This is a genomic window from Dyella sp. 2YAF14, assembly GCF_052114725.1.
Lineage (GTDB): Bacteria > Pseudomonadota > Gammaproteobacteria > Xanthomonadales > Rhodanobacteraceae > Dyella.
The window spans coordinates 65,756-82,482 of the sequence record NZ_JBFRFH010000019.1 but is presented as its reverse complement, the minus strand read 5'-3'; the positions used below and the strand labels follow the sequence as shown (position 1 = coordinate 82,482).

14 protein-coding genes and 1 pseudogene are annotated in these 16,727 nt (G+C 64.8%); 10 read left to right on the top strand and 5 right to left on the bottom strand.

Translation table 11 applies throughout. The annotated features are described in order from the left end of the window. Positions 1–3: 3 nt before the first annotated feature. Complete coding sequence (locus tag AB4Y82_RS19040) at positions 4–552, top strand: DUF4166 domain-containing protein (protein WP_441602032.1); 549 nt, start codon at positions 4–6, stop codon at positions 550–552. Then, positions 542–955, top strand: coding sequence for a thiol-disulfide oxidoreductase DCC family protein (locus AB4Y82_RS19035; protein ID WP_441602031.1), 414 nt, complete (start codon positions 542–544; stop codon positions 953–955). Before AB4Y82_RS19040 ends, AB4Y82_RS19035 begins: the two co-directional genes overlap by 11 nt. Before the next feature lie 632 nt (positions 956–1,587). On the opposite strand, the gene AB4Y82_RS19030 is transcribed toward AB4Y82_RS19035, so the two are convergent. Further along, on the bottom strand, positions 1,588–2,781 hold the full coding sequence (locus AB4Y82_RS19030) for a DesA family fatty acid desaturase (protein ID WP_121883323.1): 1,194 nt from the start codon (positions 2,779–2,781) through the stop codon (positions 1,588–1,590). 174 nt (positions 2,782–2,955) lie between these two features. Between AB4Y82_RS19030 and AB4Y82_RS19025 the strand changes: the two genes are divergently transcribed. The 6 genes from AB4Y82_RS19025 (at position 2,956) to mutM (ending at position 8,860) form a co-directional block, all read left to right on the top strand. Next, complete coding sequence (locus AB4Y82_RS19025; RefSeq protein WP_441602030.1) at positions 2,956–3,711, top strand: ABC transporter ATP-binding protein; 756 nt, start codon at positions 2,956–2,958, stop codon at positions 3,709–3,711. Next, a complete protein-coding gene (locus tag AB4Y82_RS19020; RefSeq protein ID WP_441602029.1) occupies positions 3,708–4,493 on the top strand; it encodes an ABC transporter permease in 786 nt (261 codons plus the stop codon). Before AB4Y82_RS19025 ends, AB4Y82_RS19020 begins: the two co-directional genes overlap by 4 nt. Further along, the gene (locus AB4Y82_RS19015) at positions 4,493–5,848 is read left to right on the top strand and encodes a GldG family protein (protein WP_441602028.1); all 1,356 of its coding nucleotides are present in this window, start codon (positions 4,493–4,495) and stop codon (positions 5,846–5,848) included. The genes AB4Y82_RS19020 and AB4Y82_RS19015 overlap by 1 nt, the downstream gene beginning before the upstream one ends. After that, complete coding sequence (locus tag AB4Y82_RS19010) at positions 5,845–6,339, top strand: hypothetical protein (RefSeq protein WP_441602027.1); 495 nt, start codon at positions 5,845–5,847, stop codon at positions 6,337–6,339. The genes AB4Y82_RS19015 and AB4Y82_RS19010 overlap by 4 nt, the downstream gene beginning before the upstream one ends. 127 nt (positions 6,340–6,466) lie before the next feature. Further along, positions 6,467–7,876 carry an NADP-dependent phosphogluconate dehydrogenase gene (gndA, locus tag AB4Y82_RS19005; protein WP_441602026.1) on the top strand — a complete coding sequence of 470 codons (1,410 nt, stop codon included), beginning with the start codon at positions 6,467–6,469 and terminating at the stop codon, positions 7,874–7,876. A gap of 156 nt (positions 7,877–8,032) precedes the next feature. Further along, positions 8,033–8,860, top strand: a complete 828-nt coding sequence (mutM, locus tag AB4Y82_RS19000; protein WP_441611571.1) for a bifunctional DNA-formamidopyrimidine glycosylase/DNA-(apurinic or apyrimidinic site) lyase — start codon at positions 8,033–8,035, stop codon at positions 8,858–8,860. A 401-nt stretch (positions 8,861–9,261) separates the two neighbouring features. Here the strand turns inward: mutM and AB4Y82_RS18995 are convergent, their stop codons facing one another. The 4 genes from AB4Y82_RS18995 to AB4Y82_RS18980 form a co-directional block, all read right to left on the bottom strand. Then, positions 9,262–10,017, bottom strand: a complete 756-nt coding sequence (locus tag AB4Y82_RS18995) for a hypothetical protein (RefSeq protein WP_441602024.1) — start codon at positions 10,015–10,017, stop codon at positions 9,262–9,264. A gap of 33 nt (positions 10,018–10,050) precedes the next feature. Then, a complete protein-coding gene (locus AB4Y82_RS18990) occupies positions 10,051–10,683 on the bottom strand; it encodes a thymidine kinase (protein WP_441602023.1) in 633 nt (210 codons plus the stop codon). Positions 10,684–10,739: 56 nt separating this feature from the next. Beyond that, entirely contained in the window at positions 10,740–12,080 is a 1,341-nt protein-coding gene (locus AB4Y82_RS18985; protein ID WP_441611569.1) for an NAD(P)/FAD-dependent oxidoreductase, read from the bottom strand. 140 nt (positions 12,081–12,220) lie between these two features. Beyond that, complete coding sequence (locus tag AB4Y82_RS18980) at positions 12,221–12,958, bottom strand: hypothetical protein (RefSeq protein ID WP_441602021.1); 738 nt, start codon at positions 12,956–12,958, stop codon at positions 12,221–12,223. A gap of 119 nt (positions 12,959–13,077) precedes the next feature. Between AB4Y82_RS18980 and AB4Y82_RS18975 the strand changes: the two genes are divergently transcribed. Together AB4Y82_RS18975 and AB4Y82_RS18970 are read left to right on the top strand one after the other, a co-directional pair. Next, a complete protein-coding gene (locus AB4Y82_RS18975) occupies positions 13,078–15,060 on the top strand; it encodes a UvrD-helicase domain-containing protein (RefSeq protein ID WP_441611567.1) in 1,983 nt (660 codons plus the stop codon). 63 nt (positions 15,061–15,123) lie between these two features. Then, a pseudogene (locus AB4Y82_RS18970) lies at positions 15,124–16,572 on the top strand (sulfotransferase); the annotation flags it as partial. Between the last annotated feature and the right edge of the window lie 155 nt (positions 16,573–16,727).

The following is a 16,727-nucleotide window of genomic DNA, read 5'->3' as shown; positions in this document are numbered from 1 at the left end:
GGCATGGCATCCCCTATCGCACTGTTCCATTCGCTGCTGGACACTACCGACTGGTCCCGTCTGGCACCGGCGGTGCAGCGCATGCACGCCGAGGGCAGCGTGATCGAAGCGAGCGGGCGGGCTGAAGTCGACGGCGCGCGCCACCTGTTCGCCCGCCTGCTGCGTCGGCTGCTGACGCTGCCCGAGCCCGGACATGACCAGCGCATCGCACTGACCATCGAACGGCATGCCACCCATGAGCGCTGGACCCGGCGTTTCGCGCGGGGCTGCATGCGCTCGACCTTGCATCCGGGCGGACCGGCCCCGCTGCGGGAAGCACTGGGACCGGTATCGCTGCATTTCAGCTTGCAGGGCAACCACGACGCCATCGACTGGCAGCTCCACCGCGTCACCCTCCTTGGCCTGCCGGTTCCACGCGCACTGCACGGCCGGGTGCGCTCGCGCAGCGGCGCATGCGATGGCCGCTATACCTTCGACATCGATGTGCACCTGCCCCTGCTGGGGCATTTGGTCGCCTATCGCGGCTGGCTGGAGATCGACCATGTCCGCTGAGTTCGAGCATCCCGTGATCGTCTTCGATGGCGTCTGCGTGCTGTGCAGCCGATGGGTGGATTTCATCCTGCGCCACGACCGCGCCGGCAGCCTCCGGCTGGCGGCGATGCAGGGGACGCAAGGGCGCGCCCTGCTGCTCGCGCACGGACTGTCACCCGACGATCCTGCCTCCTTCCTGCTGGTCGATGACGGCCACGGTTACAGCGATACGGACGCCATCGCACGCGTTCTGGAGCATCTGGGCGGTCGGTGGCGTGGCGTCGCCGCCACTTTGCGCATGATCCCCAGGCCGTTGCGCGATCCCGCGTATCGCTGGATCGCGCGCCATCGTTACCACCTGTTCGGCAAGCGCCAGCAATGCCGCCTGCCCGAACCGGAGCAGGCCTGGCGTTTCATCGACTAGCCCCTGTGGGAGCGCACCCTGTGCGCGACAGTCACGCTGGGGTGTATCGCTTCGTAGGTTTGTCGCGCACAGGGTGCGCTCCCACAGTAGATCTGCAGCTCTCGGCTCCGGCTCTTGGCTCCGGCTCTTGGCTCTTGGCTCTTGGCTCTTGGCTCTTGGCTCTTGGCTCTTGGGGGGTCCCCGTATGACGCGGCGGGCGGGTGGAGGAAAGCCCGAAGGGTGGCCGCAGGGATGCGGCCAGTTTTTCGACAGGACAGGGATGTCCTGTCGAAAAACCCCGGAGCCCGACCGCGCACCTGGAGGGCCAAAGGCCCGGAAGGCGCGTCATCCGGGGGGCCCTTCTCTTTGGTTACTTTCTCTTGGGCAAGCAAGAGAAAGTGACCCGGCCTCCGGCAGGAGGACGGAAGCCCGCGGCAGGCGAACAAGCTAGCGAACACGCGACAACCAAATACCGAGGCTCTTGATCCGGGCGACTTAAGAACGACGAATAGAAACGTCCCCGCGAGCACCCGCCCCTCACCCCAGCCCTCTCCCCGGAGGGGAGAGGGAGCAGAGCGGCCCGCCTGGTCATCGCCTCGCCCACAAAAAAGCCCGCCTTTCGGCGGGCTTCTTCATCCAATCAGTGACACCGCTTACGCGTTCGCCACCGAATAACTCTTCAGGCGACCAGCAAACTCCTGCAGCGCGCGGATACCGCTCTGCTCAGCCTCGGCGATCCACTGCTGCAGACCCTTCAGCGCCTGATCGGCACCACGCTGCTCCATCAGAGCGGCAAGGCGATTGCGGAAATCACAAACGGTGCTGAGCGTCGGGCGCTTGGCCAGCACCGCCTGCATGCGATCACGGCCTTCGCTGTCCAGCCAGCGGCCACCATCGGCCAGCGCGCGACGCATGCGGCGCGGCACCGACTTGATGCTGTCGCCGGCGTGCTGCGCTTCGTCGCGCATGGTCGGGATGATCACGTTGCGGTAGTAGTCGGTCATCGCGGCGAAGCGATGGGTCAGCACGCCCTTGAGCGTCTCGGCATCCGGCAGGTGCACGTTCGGGCGGACGTCCAGCGTCGGCGCCACGCGCAGCACCTTGGCCAGGCCCACGGCGCGCAGGGCGCAGATGGCGGCCCAGCCGATGTCGAACTCCCACTTGCGCAGGGCGAACTTCGCCGAGCTCGGGAAGGCGTGGTGGTTGTTGTGCAGCTCTTCGCCACCGATCCAGAAACCCCAGGGAATGAGGTTGGTCGCGGTGTCGGCGCTTTCGAAATTGCGGTAGCCCCACCAGTGGCCGATGCCGTTGACGAAGCCGGCGGCCCAGAACGGGATCCAGATCATCTGCACGGCCCACAGGGCAGCACCGATCACGCCGAACAGGGCGAAGCTGATGAACAGCATCAGGGTCGGGCCCCAGTACGGATGCGCGCCGTAGAGATTGCGCTCGATCCAGTCGTCCGGGGTGCCGCGGCCGTACTTCTCGAGGTCTTCCTTCACTTCGCTGGCGTCGCGGTACAGCGACACGCCATCCCAGAAGACCTTCTTGATGCCGTAGATCTGCGGGCTATGCGGATCTTCCTCGGTCTCGACCTTGGCGTGGTGCTTGCGGTGCACCGCCACCCACTCCTTGGTGACCATGCCCGTGGTGAGCCAGCCCCAGAAGCGGAAGAAGTGCGAAATAGACCAATGCAGGTCCACGCCGCGATGGGTCTGGCAGCGATGCAGGTACAGCGTCACCGTGAAAATGGTGAGCTGCGTCATGACCAGCATGTAGACCAGCATGGTCAGCCAACTGGCGTGCGTCAGGCCGTTGGACAAGAAATTGAGTACTGCATCTAGCATGGGAAACACCCAGGTGTATGAAAAGTCAGTCTAAACGAGGGGTTTCCGTACCCGCCAGCATGGACCAGCAAAATATTGTCGCACCCATTTGCGGCAACAAAGTTAATGTGCTGTATCGCCCATCGGCGCCCTCTCCCGGTTGTATGAATTTGGGGCCGCACTGACAATCATGCAATGACCGCGCCTACCGCTGTATTGCAACTGGATCACATAACCCGACACCGCGCGGGACGCGCCGCCGTCGCCGATCTCAGCCTGACCCTGGATGCGGGACAGGTGCTGGGTTTGCTCGGGGTCAACGGCGCCGGCAAGAGCACCACCCTGGCCATGATCGCCGGTGCGCTGACGCCTGACAGCGGCGCCATCAAACTGAACGGGAAGGACTTTCTGGAGCATCCGGAGCTGGCCCAGCGCGGCATCGGCTGGCTGCCTGAACGTGCCCCGCTGTGGCCGGAACTGACCGTGCTGGAACATCTGGACGCGCATGGCCGCCTTCGCGGTCTGGCCGGCGCGGCGCTGGCCAAGGCGCGCCAGCGCATCGTCGAACGCCTGGAACTTGGCGCGCTCTCGCGTCGGCTGGCTGGCGTGTTGTCGCAGGGCCAGCGTCAGCGCCTCGGACTCGCCTGCGCGCTGCTGCACGAGCCCTCGCTGCTGGTGCTGGACGAACCCGCCAATGCCCTCGATCCGGTGCAGGTCGCTGCGCTGCGCACCGTGATCCGCGAACAGGCCGCGGCCGGCACCGCCGTCATTCTTTCCACGCATCTGCTGGCCGAAGTCACCGCGGCCTGCGATCGCGTGGCGATCCTGCACGAGGGGCAGCTGCGCTACGACGGCCCCATCACCGACGACGACCACAAGATGCTTGAGCAGACCTTCTTCGATATCGCCCTGCGCGGCGGCGACGGCAACGACAAGGCACGGGCCGCATGAGGGTGCTCGCCGTGACGCGGCTGGAGCTGCGCCGCCTGATCGTTCGCCCGCTCGCCTGGGTGCTTGCCGCGTTGACGCTGGCGCAACTGGCCTGGCGCTTCACTTTGTTGCTCGGCGGCTTTCTGGCCGGGCAGATCAAGCTCGCCGCTTTGCCGGGCGGCCCCGGTTATACCGATCTGGTTGGCGTGCCGATGCTGAGCAGCATCCTCACCGGCGGCATCCTGCCGTTTGGCGTGGTGGAGCTGGCGCTGGTGATCGTGCCGCTGCTCACCATGTCCTCGCTCGCTGGCGAACGCAGCAACGGCACGTTGCCGTTGTGGTTCGCCGCCGGCCTGCCAGCTTCGCGCATCGTGCTGGGCAAATACCTGGCGCTGATGTTGTGGCTGGTGCTGTGGCTCGCGCTAGCCCTGGCGATGCCGCTGAGCCTTTCGCACGGTGTCACCCTCGACTGGGGCAAGCTCGCCGCGGCATCGCTGGGCGCGCTGCTGACGCTCGCTGCATTGGCCGCGATCGGCGTGGCAAGTTCCGCCTACGCCTCGCACGCCTCCATCGCCGCCACCATCGCGCTCACCGTCGGACTGGTGCTGGCCGGCATGAATATCGCCGTGCAGAAAGCCGGTGCGACCAGCGGTGTATTCAACTGGCTGGCCCTTAGCGGACATCTTGAAGACATGCTGCGTGGACTGGTGTCGTTGTCGGATGTCGCGTGGTTCGTGCTGGTGATCGTGGTGGCGCTCGCTCTCGCCACGCAACGGCTGGCTGCCGAAAAGGAGCGTGGCTGATGGCGCGCTTTTTCCGGCATCTGAATGGATGGCTATTTGCGTTGGCGCTGTTGCTTGCCGCAGGTGCCATCGGTTATCTCACCACGCGCCATGATCATGTCAGCGACTGGACCTTTGGCGGGCGCGCCAGCCTGTCGCCGGAAAGCCGCGCGGTGCTGGCGACCTTGCATGGCCCGGTGGAAATCGTCAGTTACGCCAATCCGCAAGGCGATCTGCGCCACACCGTGGCCGGCTTCGTCGAACGTTACGAGCGCGCCAAGCCCGACCTGACGCTGCGCTTCGTCGATCCACAGCAGGATCCTGCCGCGATGCGCGAGCTCGGCATCACGGTGGATGGCGCCTTGATCCTGCACTACCAGGGCCGCGAGCAGCGGCTCGATGAGCTGTCCGAGCGCAGCCTCACCAATGCGCTGGAGCGCCTGGCGCGCGGCGGCGAACGCATCGTCGCGTTCGTGTCCGGCGATGGCGAGCGTCGCGCGGACGACAAGGGCAATGCCGACCTGGGCATGTTCATGGCGCAGATGGAAGGCCGCGGCATGCGCGCGGTGCCGCTGAACTTTGCGCAAGTCACCGCCGTACCGCAGCACACCGACCTGGTCGTACTGGCGAGCCCCGAGCTGGCCTTGCCCGATGGCGCGGTGAAGGCGCTGACCGATTACGTGGGCAACGGCGGCAACCTGTTGTGGTTGAGCGAACCCACCAATGACGACCTGCATCTGGCGCCGCTGGCCGATGCGCTGGGCATCCGGATTTTGCCGGGCGTGCTGGTCGATGGTCAGGGCGCCGCGCTGGGTTTGAAGGATCCGCGCATGCTGGCGCTGGGCGACTATCCGCAGCACGCGATCACGCGCGGCTTTCAGTTGACCACGCTGTTTCCGCAGGTGTCTGCGCTGGCGATGGCGGCGCGTACCGATTGGAAGGTGGCGCCGTTCCTGCGCTCGAGCGCACAGAGCTGGACCGAGTTCAAGCCGATCGACAATGCGCAGAGCTCCAGCATCCAGTACGACGCCAGCGCCGGCGAGCTGAAGGGTCCGCTGGATTTTGCCTTTGCCTTGAGTCGTCTCTCACCGAGTCCCGACAAGGCCGAGCAACGCGTGGTGGTGATTGGCGATGGCGATTTCCTCTCCAACACCTTCCTCGGCAACGGCGGCAATCGTGCGTTGGGTGAACGCATCTTCGATTGGCTGCTGGGTGACGATGCCCTGGTGAACCTGCCGCCGCGCGGCGCGCCCGATCGCCTGCTGCAGATCACCCAGGCGCAGCTGAGCAGCGTCACGCTTGGCTTCCTGGTGGTGTTGCCGTTGTTGCTGCTGCTGATCGGCGGCTTCATCGTGTGGCGCCGTCGTCGCGCATGAAGCGGGCGACCCGACAGCGCCTGTGGCTTGCGGCAGGCATCCTGGCGATCATGGCGATCGCCGGATGGCAGTGGCGGCAGGATCGTGCGGAGGCTAGCGGTACCTTGCTGACGCTCGATCCCTCGAGCGTCCACGACATTTCACTATCTTTGGGCAGCGGCAATACCGAGCACTTCGCTCGCCGCGACGGCCACTGGTGGCGCACCGATGGCACGCCAGCCCGTGCGGACGATGGCCGCCTCGGCGAGCTGGCCGACACGGCAGCCGCGGCAGTGCTGAGCTGGCGACCGCTGCACGACTTCGATCCAGGCAAGATCGGACTGGCCACCCCGATGGCGGTGCTGACGCTGGATGGCCAGCGCCTGGAATTCGGCGAAACGTCGGTCACGGGTCCGCAGCGCTATGTGCGCGTGGGCGACCGGGTGGCACTGATTTCGGTGCGCTATACGCCGCGCGGCGCGACTGGCGAAGCGAGGAAGATCAAGGAGTGAGAGAGAGCTTTCCCGGCCTTTTCTCACTTCTCACTCCTCTTCACTAACTCCTGCCCCACCCCGGCGTACCTTGCACCGTCTCGCAGACTCCCCATATGGGAAAGCAAACCTCGACAGGAGCGATGTCATGAGCAAGCAGGCGATCGGCGTAGTGGGCATGGCCGTGATGGGCAGCAACCTCGCCCTGAATATCGAAAGTCGCGGTCACGCCGTGTCGATCTACAACCGGCATCGCGAACGCACCGATGAAGTGGTCAAGGACAATCCCGGCAAGAAGCTGGTACCCACGTTCACGCTGGAGGAATTCGTCCAGTCGCTGGAAAAGCCGCGTCGCATCCTGCTGATGGTCAAGGCCGGCGAGCCCACCGACGCCACGCTCGCACAGCTCAAGCCCCTGCTCGACAAGGGCGATATCGTCATCGACGGTGGCAATACGTTCTTCAAGGACACCATGCGCCGCGAGAGCGAGATGAGCGCGGCTGGACTGCACTTCATCGGCACCGGCGTGTCCGGCGGCGAAGAAGGTGCGTTGCACGGACCGTCGATCATGCCGGGCGGCCCGCGCGAAGCGTACGACCTGGTCGCGCCCATCCTCACCGAGATTGCAGCGCGCGCGCCCGATGGCGATCCCTGCGTGGCCTATATGGGCCCGAACGGCGCCGGCCATTACGTGAAGATGGTGCACAACGGTATCGAGTATGGCGATATGCAGCTCATCGCCGAAAGCTATTCGGTACTGCATAACGTGCTCGGCCTGACGAACGAAGAATTGGCCGAGGTCTACGCCGATTGGAACAAGGGTGAACTCGACAGCTACCTGATCAGCATCACCGCCGACATCTTCACCAAGAAGGACAAGGACACCGGCAAGGCGATGGTCGACATCATCCTCGACCGCGCTGCGCAGAAAGGCACGGGCAAGTGGACCAGCCAGAGCGCGCTCGATCTTGGCGTGCCGTTGCCGCTGATCACTGAGTCGGTGTTTGCGCGCCTGCTTTCGTCACTCAAGGAAGAGCGCGTCGCCGCCAGCAAGATTCTCAAGGGACCGGCACCGCATCAGTTCGAAGGCGATCGCAAGGCGTTTATCGAAGCCGTGCGTCGTGCCTTGTATCTCAGCAAGATCGTCTCGTACGCACAGGGCTTTGCGCAGTTGCGTGCGGCATCGGACGAATACCAGTGGAATCTGCCGTACGGCACCATCGCCCGCATCTTCCGCGCCGGCTGCATCATTCGCGCGCGCTTCCTGCAGAAGATCACCGATGCGTACGAGCGCGACCCGCAGGTGAAGAATCTGCTGCTCGATAGCTATTTCCGCGACATCGCCGCCGAGTACCAGAGTGCGTTGCGTGACGTCGTGGCCGCGGCCGTAAAGGCTGGTGTGCCGGTGCCGTGCTTCTCCTCCGCGATCGCCTATTACGACGGTTATCGCGCCGAAAACCTGCCCGCCAACCTGATTCAGGCACAACGCGACTTCTTCGGCGCGCATACGTTTGAGCGGGTGGACAAGGAAGGGAGCTTCCATAACGACTGGGGTTGAGTTGGGGATCGAGGCGATCCTGTAGCTCCGCGGTCGCGCACAGGGTGCGCCCCCACAAGGTGACGTCTCGCCTGTAGGAGCGCACCCTGTGCGCGACCGCGGACTATCAGGAACCTCAGTACTCGCCACCGCCGCCCCACCCAACCGAGACCTGCAGTGCCCGAACTACCCGAAGTCGAAACCACCCGCCGCGGCATCGCCCCGCATCTGATCGGACGCCGCGTCACGGGCGTGACCCTGCGTCGCCCCGACCTGCGCTGGCCGATTCCGCCGGAGATCAGCACGCAATTGCCCGGCCAGCGGATCGAGGCGGTGGAGCGGCGCGCGAAATATCTGCTGCTGCACACCCAGGTGGGCAGTGCACTGCTGCACCTTGGCATGACCGGCGTATTGCGCGTGCTTCCGCCGGATGCCTTGGTCGGCAAGCACGATCATGTGGACATCGCACTGGAACCGACCGCCACCGAGGGGCCACGCGTACTGCGTTTCACCGACGCACGGCGCTTCGGCTGCCTGCTCTGGCAGCCGCCCGGTGAGACGCACGAGCTACTGGAAAACCTGGGCCCCGAGCCACTCACCGATGATTTCGACGGCGACCTGTTGTGGCGCATGTCGCGCGGACGCACCGCTGCGGTAAAGCTGTTCCTGATGGACAACGCCGTCGTGGTCGGCGTCGGCAACATCTACGCCAGCGAAGCGCTGTTCGCCGCCGGCATTGATCCGCGCAAACCCGCCGGCTCCGTCTCGCGCGCACGCTACGCGCGACTGGCAGGCGAAGTGAAACGCATTTTGGCCTGGGCCATCGAACGCGGCGGCACCACGCTGCGCGACTTCATCAACCCCGATGGCGCGCCGGGGTATTTCTTTCGCGAGTTGCAGGTGTATGGGCGCGAGGGCGAAGCGTGTCGGGCGTGCCGGACGCCGGTGAGGCAGGTGGTGTTGGGGCAGCGGTCGACGTTCTGGTGTCCGAAGTGCCAGAAGTAGTTCGAGGGTTTTCTTTGGGACCGGCAAGCGTTTCTGCGCCGCGCCGACGCATAGAAGACTCAAAACTTCTCCTCGGGCCCAACCCTTCAGCTATCAGCACGCTGGCTTGTCTGTGGGAGCGCACCCTGTGCGCGACAGCCACGCTGCGAGGTGCCGCTCCGTAGGTTTGTCGCGCACAGGGTGCGCTCCCACAAAAAGCAGCCGGCAACGCCTGATCCGCGACTCATACGCGCACGCCCCTCCTGTAGGAGCGCACCTGTGCGCGACCGCAACGAGTGGGTGTCTCGCTCCGTCAGGGGGTCGCGCACAAGTGCGCTCCTACAAGAGAGCTGCTCGGGCCGGCAGCACCCGCCCCTCACCCCAACCCTCTCCCCGCAGGGGAGAGGGAGCAAAGCGGCGGATTACTCCGGCCAGCGAAACTCCACAAACGTATTGTTGAAGTCCGGATCTTCCAACCCGCCGCCCAGAGTGGCCACCAACGACATCCCGTCGGCCTCCAGCTCCTGCCCCTCGGCAAAACGCGCACCAAGCGCCTCCAACTCTACCAACCGCTCACACAACAAACCCGCCCGATCGCTATCAGCCTCAGGCACATGGCGAATACTGACGTCAGGGCGCCCGAACTTGCGCATGCCGCGCGTGTGAATCCAGTAAGTCCCATTGGGCTCCGCATCGCGAAGTATCAACAGATGATTGCGGATCGGCGCGCCGTCGCGCACGACGAAGTGCCTGCGCCACGTGTCGGCGTCGTAGAGGTTGAGCGTCTGCGGATCGAGGATGGCCACGCCGCCCATGTCGAGCAGCGCCGCGAGCACGCCCAGCGTGTCGCGCAGATAACCCGTATCGGCGCTATCGGGCAAACGGCCGCGAATCACCAGCACTTCCGGTGCATCGATAGCCTGCCGGTAAGCCTCGGGCGCGCCATCCTTGAACATGCGGCCGATGCTGCCGCGCAAGGGATAGCCGTCCCACTGGCGCAGCTGCGCGTGGTTATGGCTGGTCATTTCCACGCCATCGGGCAGGCCTTCGCTGCCGTAATCGAGCGAGGGCGCCCGTCCCGACTGGAATTTCCCGAACACATAGAACTGCAACAGGATGTCTTCGTTGCTCGACTGCCAGTGCGGACGTTGCCAGGCGGGAAAAGGGATCTTCGACATGCCGTTACCATTCCTTAGATGAGTGCGAAACGCTCAATGCCCTTCGCCCAGCGGCAGCACGGGCTGCTGCAGTTCTATCCTGCCGTGTCCTTCCGTAATGTTCTTGAACTCGGCGCGACTCACCGAGACATAGCGGTCGTTGCCGCCGATCTCAACCTGCGGGCCTTCGGTGACCGCACGGCCCTGTTCATCCACGCGCACCACCATGGTGGCCTTGCGGCCGGTATGGCAGATGGTCTTGATCTCGTCCAGGTTGTCGGCCCAGGCGAGCAGGTAGCGGCTGCCCTCGAACAGCTCGCCGCGGAAATCGGTGCGCAAGCCATAGGCGAGCACCGGGACGTTGAGCTTGTCCACCACGTCGCTCAGCTGCCACACCTGGGCCTTGCTGAGAAACTGCGCCTCGTCGACGAACACACAATGCAGCGGGCCGCGGGCGGCGATGTCCGACTGCACCAGGGCCAGCAGGTTTTCTTCCCCGCCGAAGCGCACGGCGTTGGCCTTGAGGCCGATGCGCGAGGCCACCACGCCCTCGCCGTAGCGGTTGTCCAGCGCCGGCGTGAGGATGAGCGTGCGCATGCCGCGCTCGTGATAGTTGTAGGCACTCTGCAGCAAGGTCGTGGTCTTGCCGGCATTCATCGCCGAATAATAGAAATAAAGCTTGGCCATGACGGTTCCTGTGGCGGGGTGCTGATGTTACCCGGTTGACCGCTGGCCTTCAGCGCCTATTCCTTGTCCAGCGGCGTGGTACCCCCGCTGAACTGCGCATGGGCCTGCGCCAGCCGGTAGTGGCGATCGCCGCTCCACCGTCGCCACTCGCGCAGGGTGAGCGCCCGGTACACACCCTTGAACGCGAGTATGCGTATCCAGACCTTGAACGAGTCGAACACGTCGCCCGCCAACATCGAAATGACGCCCTGCTCGATCTGGAACGTATTGCGCGGCGAACTGAACACCTGGCGCATGATCGATCCGTTGAAGCGATAGATGAAGAACGCAAACCGCTTCATGCCGCGGCGCTGGCGACGTTCCAGACGGCGTTGCAAGGCCGCCTCGCGGGTGGGATCGCGCAGCGCCGCATCCACCACCTCCACCGCCTGTTCCGCCCCGCTCATGGCGAGGTACACGCCGGAGGAGAACACCGGATCGAGGAACGCGAAGGCATCGCCGATCAGCACCCAGCCAGGACCGGCCATGCGTGCCGAGTCGTACGAGTAGTTGCCGGTCACGCGCACTTCGTTGTCGATCAGTTCGGCGTGTTCGATGCGCTTCCACAGGGCCGGATTCTGGCGCAGCGTTTCCAGCAGGAAATCGGTGCTGCGGCCGCGGCGCTGCTTGAGATAGTCGGGCCAGCACACCGCGCCAACACTCATCACGCCGTCGGGCAGGGGAATCATCCACATCCAGCCGTGATCGAAGCGGTAGATGCTGATATTGCCGGCGTGTTCGCCGGCCCGGTATTGCGCGCCGCGAAAGTGGCCAAAAATGGCTGCGCTCTGATGTTCGGCGTTCTTGCGCTTGAGCTTCTTCTTGCCGGCAAGAAACGCATCGCGGCCGGAGGCGTCCACCACATAGCGTGCAAGGACGGCGTACTGCTCGCCCTGATCGGTGGCCACCTGCACGCGCCAGTCATGCCGGCCACGCTCTTCCACGCCGCGCACCTCATGGCCTTCGCGCGTATCCGCGCCGCTGCTGGCCGCGTGGCGAAACAGCATCTGATCGAAATCCTGCCGCCGCACCTGATAGGCATGCGGCGGGCTGTTGCCGAGGGCGCGGGCGAACTCGAAGGTGATGTAGCCGGCCTCATTGTCGGCCTCAAAATCCGCACCCGGCTTGAACACGCCCAGTGCGCGGACCTGGTCCAGCACGCCCAGCCGCTCGAAGATCGGCAGATTCATCGGCAGCAGCGATTCGCCGATATGAAAACGAGGGTGGTGATCCTTTTCCAGCGCGATCACCTTGTAACCGCGCCGCACCAGCAGTGTGGCCGCCGTGCTGCCGGCGGGCCCGCCGCCGATCACGACCACGTCGCACTGCTGTTCGGTGATTTGTTCGCCGTCCGTCATGCCGTCACCACTTTACCTGTGCTTAGTTGAGGATCGACGCTACATCAACGGACACTGTACCGCGCGATGCGCGCCCGTTTTCATCGCCGAGACATTGAAATACAGCTAAGCCGCGGGAACAACCGCAACCTGGTACGGCGCTAGGCAGCGGGGTGCGCCGGGTTGCGAGGCGGCGCCGGCACAGGTTCGGGTTCGCCCACGTTGACGCGGCTGTTCATCTGCAGCTGCCACTGCAAATCCTTCACGTCCAGGTATTCGGCGGTGTTCATGTGCAGCGCCTTGTCGAACTTGCTGAAGTCTTCCACGGCGTTGTCGCCGTAGGTCGCGCTGCCGCTCCCCAGCCAGCCGACGTGGCTGCCGGTGACCTGGGCGCGGCTGGCGCCGATTTCGAGCGTGAGCCGGCGGGCACCGACGGCATCGCCGTAGTCGGCTTCGAGCGTCGGGCGCAGTTCGCGCGCCTTGGCACGCTCCGCATCGCTCAGCTGATCCCAGTAGAGCTGGCGCTGACGCAGCAACTCGGGATAGCCGCGGCTGGCGGCAAGCTCCATCCATGCATGAGCCAGCGGGCGATCCTGGGCCACGCCATCGCCCGTCCAATACATCACGCTCACCAGCGACTGCGAGGTCTTGTCGGCATAGCGCGATGCCAGGCGGAAATAGTGGAAGGCGTCGCGGTGGTGGCCCTCGCTATACGCTTCCTGGCCTTTGTAGCGATAACGCAGGTCGCTGTGGGCGTCGACGAACAGGCGCGACTCCATGCCACCGAGCAGCTCGGTGTCGCGCTTGATGTCGGTGGCATCGGCAGCCTGCTGTGCCCATGCATGGCTGGCGCCTGCCAGCGCCAGGATCACTACGCCGAAAGTCGCCAGTCTGGCCATCTCACGCTCCGGTGATGCGCAGGTGCCGGCATGTCTCGACCTGCGGTGAGCGGAGCATAGCCTGCTTTGGGCGAGGGTGCTCTGCTACCATCGGGCGCCGCCCAGCCACCAGCGCAACCATGCTCAATCCCCAACAATTGGCCGCCGTGGAACACTGTGACGGCCCACTGCTGGTATTGGCAGGCGCAGGTTCGGGCAAGACCTCGGTGATCACGCAGAAGATCGCCTATCTCATCGCGCGCAAGAAGCTCGCGCCCTCGCGCATCGCCGCCATCACCTTCACCAACAAGGCGGCGAAGGAAATGCGCGAGCGCGTGACCAAGCTGATCAGCAGCGAGGACGCCGCCGCGCTCACCGTGTGTACGTTCCACGCGCTGGGCCTGAAGTTTCTGCAGATGGAGCACGCGCGCGCCGGGCTGCGCAAGGGTTTCTCGGTGCTCGATGCGGACGACAGCGAAGGCATCATCAAGGAACTGGCGCCCAAGGGCATCAAGCCCGATGTGCTGTTCGGCATACGCAACCTGGTGAGCCGTGCGAAGAATGCCGGCCTGTCGCCGGAAGAAGCGCTTGCCGCCGCACGCAGCCCGCGCGAGCTCGACGCAGCGACCATCTACGAGATGTACCAGCAACGCCTCAACGCCTTCAATGCCGTGGATTTCGACGATCTGATCCGTCTCCCGCTGCGCATCCTGGAGAGCGACGAGGAGTGCCGCAACGTGTGGCGCGAGCGCCTGCGTTATCTGCTGGTGGACGAATACCAGGACACCAACGATGCGCAGTACCGCCTGCTGAAGGCGTTGGCCGGTGAGCGCGGCAGTTTTACCTGCGTGGGCGATGACGACCAGTCGATCTACGCATGGCGCGGCGCCAATCCGGAGAATATCGACCAGCTCGGCAAGGACTGGCCCAGCCTGCGCGTGATCAAGCTGGAACAGAACTACCGTTGCGGCAAGCGCATCCTGCGCGCCGCCAACAAGCTGATCGCCAACAACCCGCATCTGCACGAAAAGAAGCTGTGGAGCGAGCACCCGGAAGGCGCGCAGATCCGCGTGCTGGAGTGCAAGGAAAACGAACACGAAGCCGAACGCGTGGCGGCCATTGCCGCGTCGCTCGCGGAAAAGCACAAGGCCCGCTGGCACGACATCGCCATCCTGTATCGCGGCAATTTCCAGGCACGCCCGCTGGAAAAGGCGCTGCGCCTGGCGCGCGTGCCGTACCATCTTTCCGGCGCACTGAGCTTTCTCGATCGCGCGGAAGTGAAAGACCTGCTGTGCTATTTCCGCCTGCTCACCAACCCGAGCGACGACGCCGCCTTCCTGCGCGTGGTGAACGTGCCCAAGCGCGAAATTGGCGCAACAACGCTGGAGAAACTCGGCGAGATCGCCCAGACGCGCCACGCGCCGCTGCTCGATGCCGCGCGCAGCGACGCCGTGCTGCGCCAGCTGTCGCCGCGTCCCGCCTCGGCGCTGGCCTCGTTCACCCAGTTGATGGATGAGCTGCGCAGCGCCTCGCTGCACCAGAGCGCCGCCGATCTGGTGGAGACCGTGTTGCAGCGCACGGGCTACGCCGCCCATGTCGCCGCCAGCACCACCGATGCCACCCTGCGCGAGCGTCGCCTGGGCAATCTGCGCGAACTGGCCGACTGGTTCCGCGCGATGCAGCGCAACGACAACACCACCGGCGATCTGGCCGCCCAGCTCGCCCTGCTCACCCACGCCGATCGCGACGAGCCGGGCAATGCCGTGCGCATGATGACGCTGCACGCGGCCAAGGGACTGGAGTTCCGCTTGGTCTTCATCGTGGGCTGCGAAGAAGGCACGCTGCCGCACGATGGCGCCATCGACGAGGGCCGCATCGACGAAGAGCGCCGCCTGATGTACGTGGGCATCACCCGCGCCAAGGAAATGCTCACCCTGTCCTGGTCGGCCAAGACCAAGCGCTACGGCGAAGTCCACAGCAATCAGCCCAGCCGCTTCCTGCACGAGCTGCCGCAGGACGATCTGCACTGGCAGGGCAAGGACCCGGAAGCGGACAAGGAAGTGGTGCGCGAGACGGCGCAATCGCATATGGCGAAGATTGCCGCCATGCTGGCCGGCGGCTAAGTCGCCCAAAGCACCGGGACGTCACATAGAATCGGGCGACATATCAAACCGATTCGGATAGTCATGGCGGAACCGGCTCAGCTCTACGCGCAACTGGTCGACGCGTTCAACCGCAGGCAATGGCAGCAGGCCCGCGCCATCTCCGGGCGCCTGCTGCCCCTGGTCCCGAACGATCCGGGCGTCTGCTATATCACCGGCGTGACCTTCCTTGAGCTGGAAGAACTGCCCCTGGCCCTGGGCTTTCTGCACAAGGCGTCGGATCTTGCACCCGAGCGCGCGGATTATGCGACCCAGTTCGCCAAGGCCTTGACCGTGGTGCGGCGCTCGCACGAGGCATTGCAGGCGGCGGACAAGGCGATGGCGTTGCGCCCGTCGGACCCGTTCACGCTGGACACGCTGGGCGTGATCTACACACAGGCGCATATGCACGAACGTGCAGCCGCGGCATTCCGTGGCGCCGTGTCGTTGATGCCGCAACATGCTCCCTATCGCTTCAACCTGGCCACGGCGCTGGTTGCCATTGGCGATCTAGCGGCGGCGGAAGAAGCGCTGGAAAGTTGCATCGCCATCGACCCGACCTTCTGGGGAGCTCACCTTACGCTGGCGCAGCTGCGGCGCCAGACACGCGAGAGCAATCACATCCCGCGCCTTGAGCATCTGGCGGACTCCCACGTACAGGACGTCAACGCGCAGACCTTCGTCAACATGGCGTTGGCGAAGGAGCATGAAGACCTGGGCGAGTACGGCGCGGCCTTCGAGCGTCTGGTCAAGGGCAAGTCGGCGGGCAAGGAGGCGCGCGGATATGCCATCCACACCGATGAAGCCTTGTTTGATGCGATAACGCGGCAGTTTCCCGAGCCGATGGCCACGACCTCGGGCGACCCGACCCGCGAACCCATCTTCATCATCGGCATGCCGCGTTCGGGCACGACGCTGGTCGAGCGCATCATTTCCAGCCATCCGGATGTCTATTCGGCCGGCGAGCTGCAGAACTTCGGCGCCGTGCTGAAGCGCCTCAGCGGCAGTACGACGTTCCCGATGATCGACCGGGATACCATCGCGCGCGCCGGGAATATCGACTGGGCGAAACTAGGCTCCGATTACCTTGCCAGCACGCGGCCGGCAACATCACAGCGCCCCCGCTTCATCGACAAGCTGCCGCACAACTTTCTGTATGCGGGTCACATCGCCCACGCCCTGCCCAACGCGCGGATCGTCTGCCTGCGCCGCGACCCCATCGACACCTGCCTGAGCAACTTCCGCCAGCTGTTTTCGCAGCTGTCGCCGCTCTACGGCTATTCGTTCGACCTGTTGGACACGGGGCGCTATTTCGCCTTGTTCGATCGCCTGATGGCGCACTGGCGAGGCGTGCTTCCTGGCCGCATTCTTGAAGTGGAATATGAAGCGCTGGTGGACTCGCAAGAGGAACACACCCGTCGCGTACTCGAATTCTGCGGTCTTTCGTGGGACGAGCGCTGCCTGCAGTTCGAGAAGAACGATGCACCGGTGAATACGGCAAGCGCCGTACAGGTCCGTGCACCCATGTATCGAACAGCCATCCGGCGCTGGAAGAAGTACGAGGCGCAGCTGTCGCCGCTGTTCGATGTGCTTGAGAAGGCAGGCGTCGCGTTCGAACGCTAGGCGCGCCAAGCCTCAAAAATGAAAAC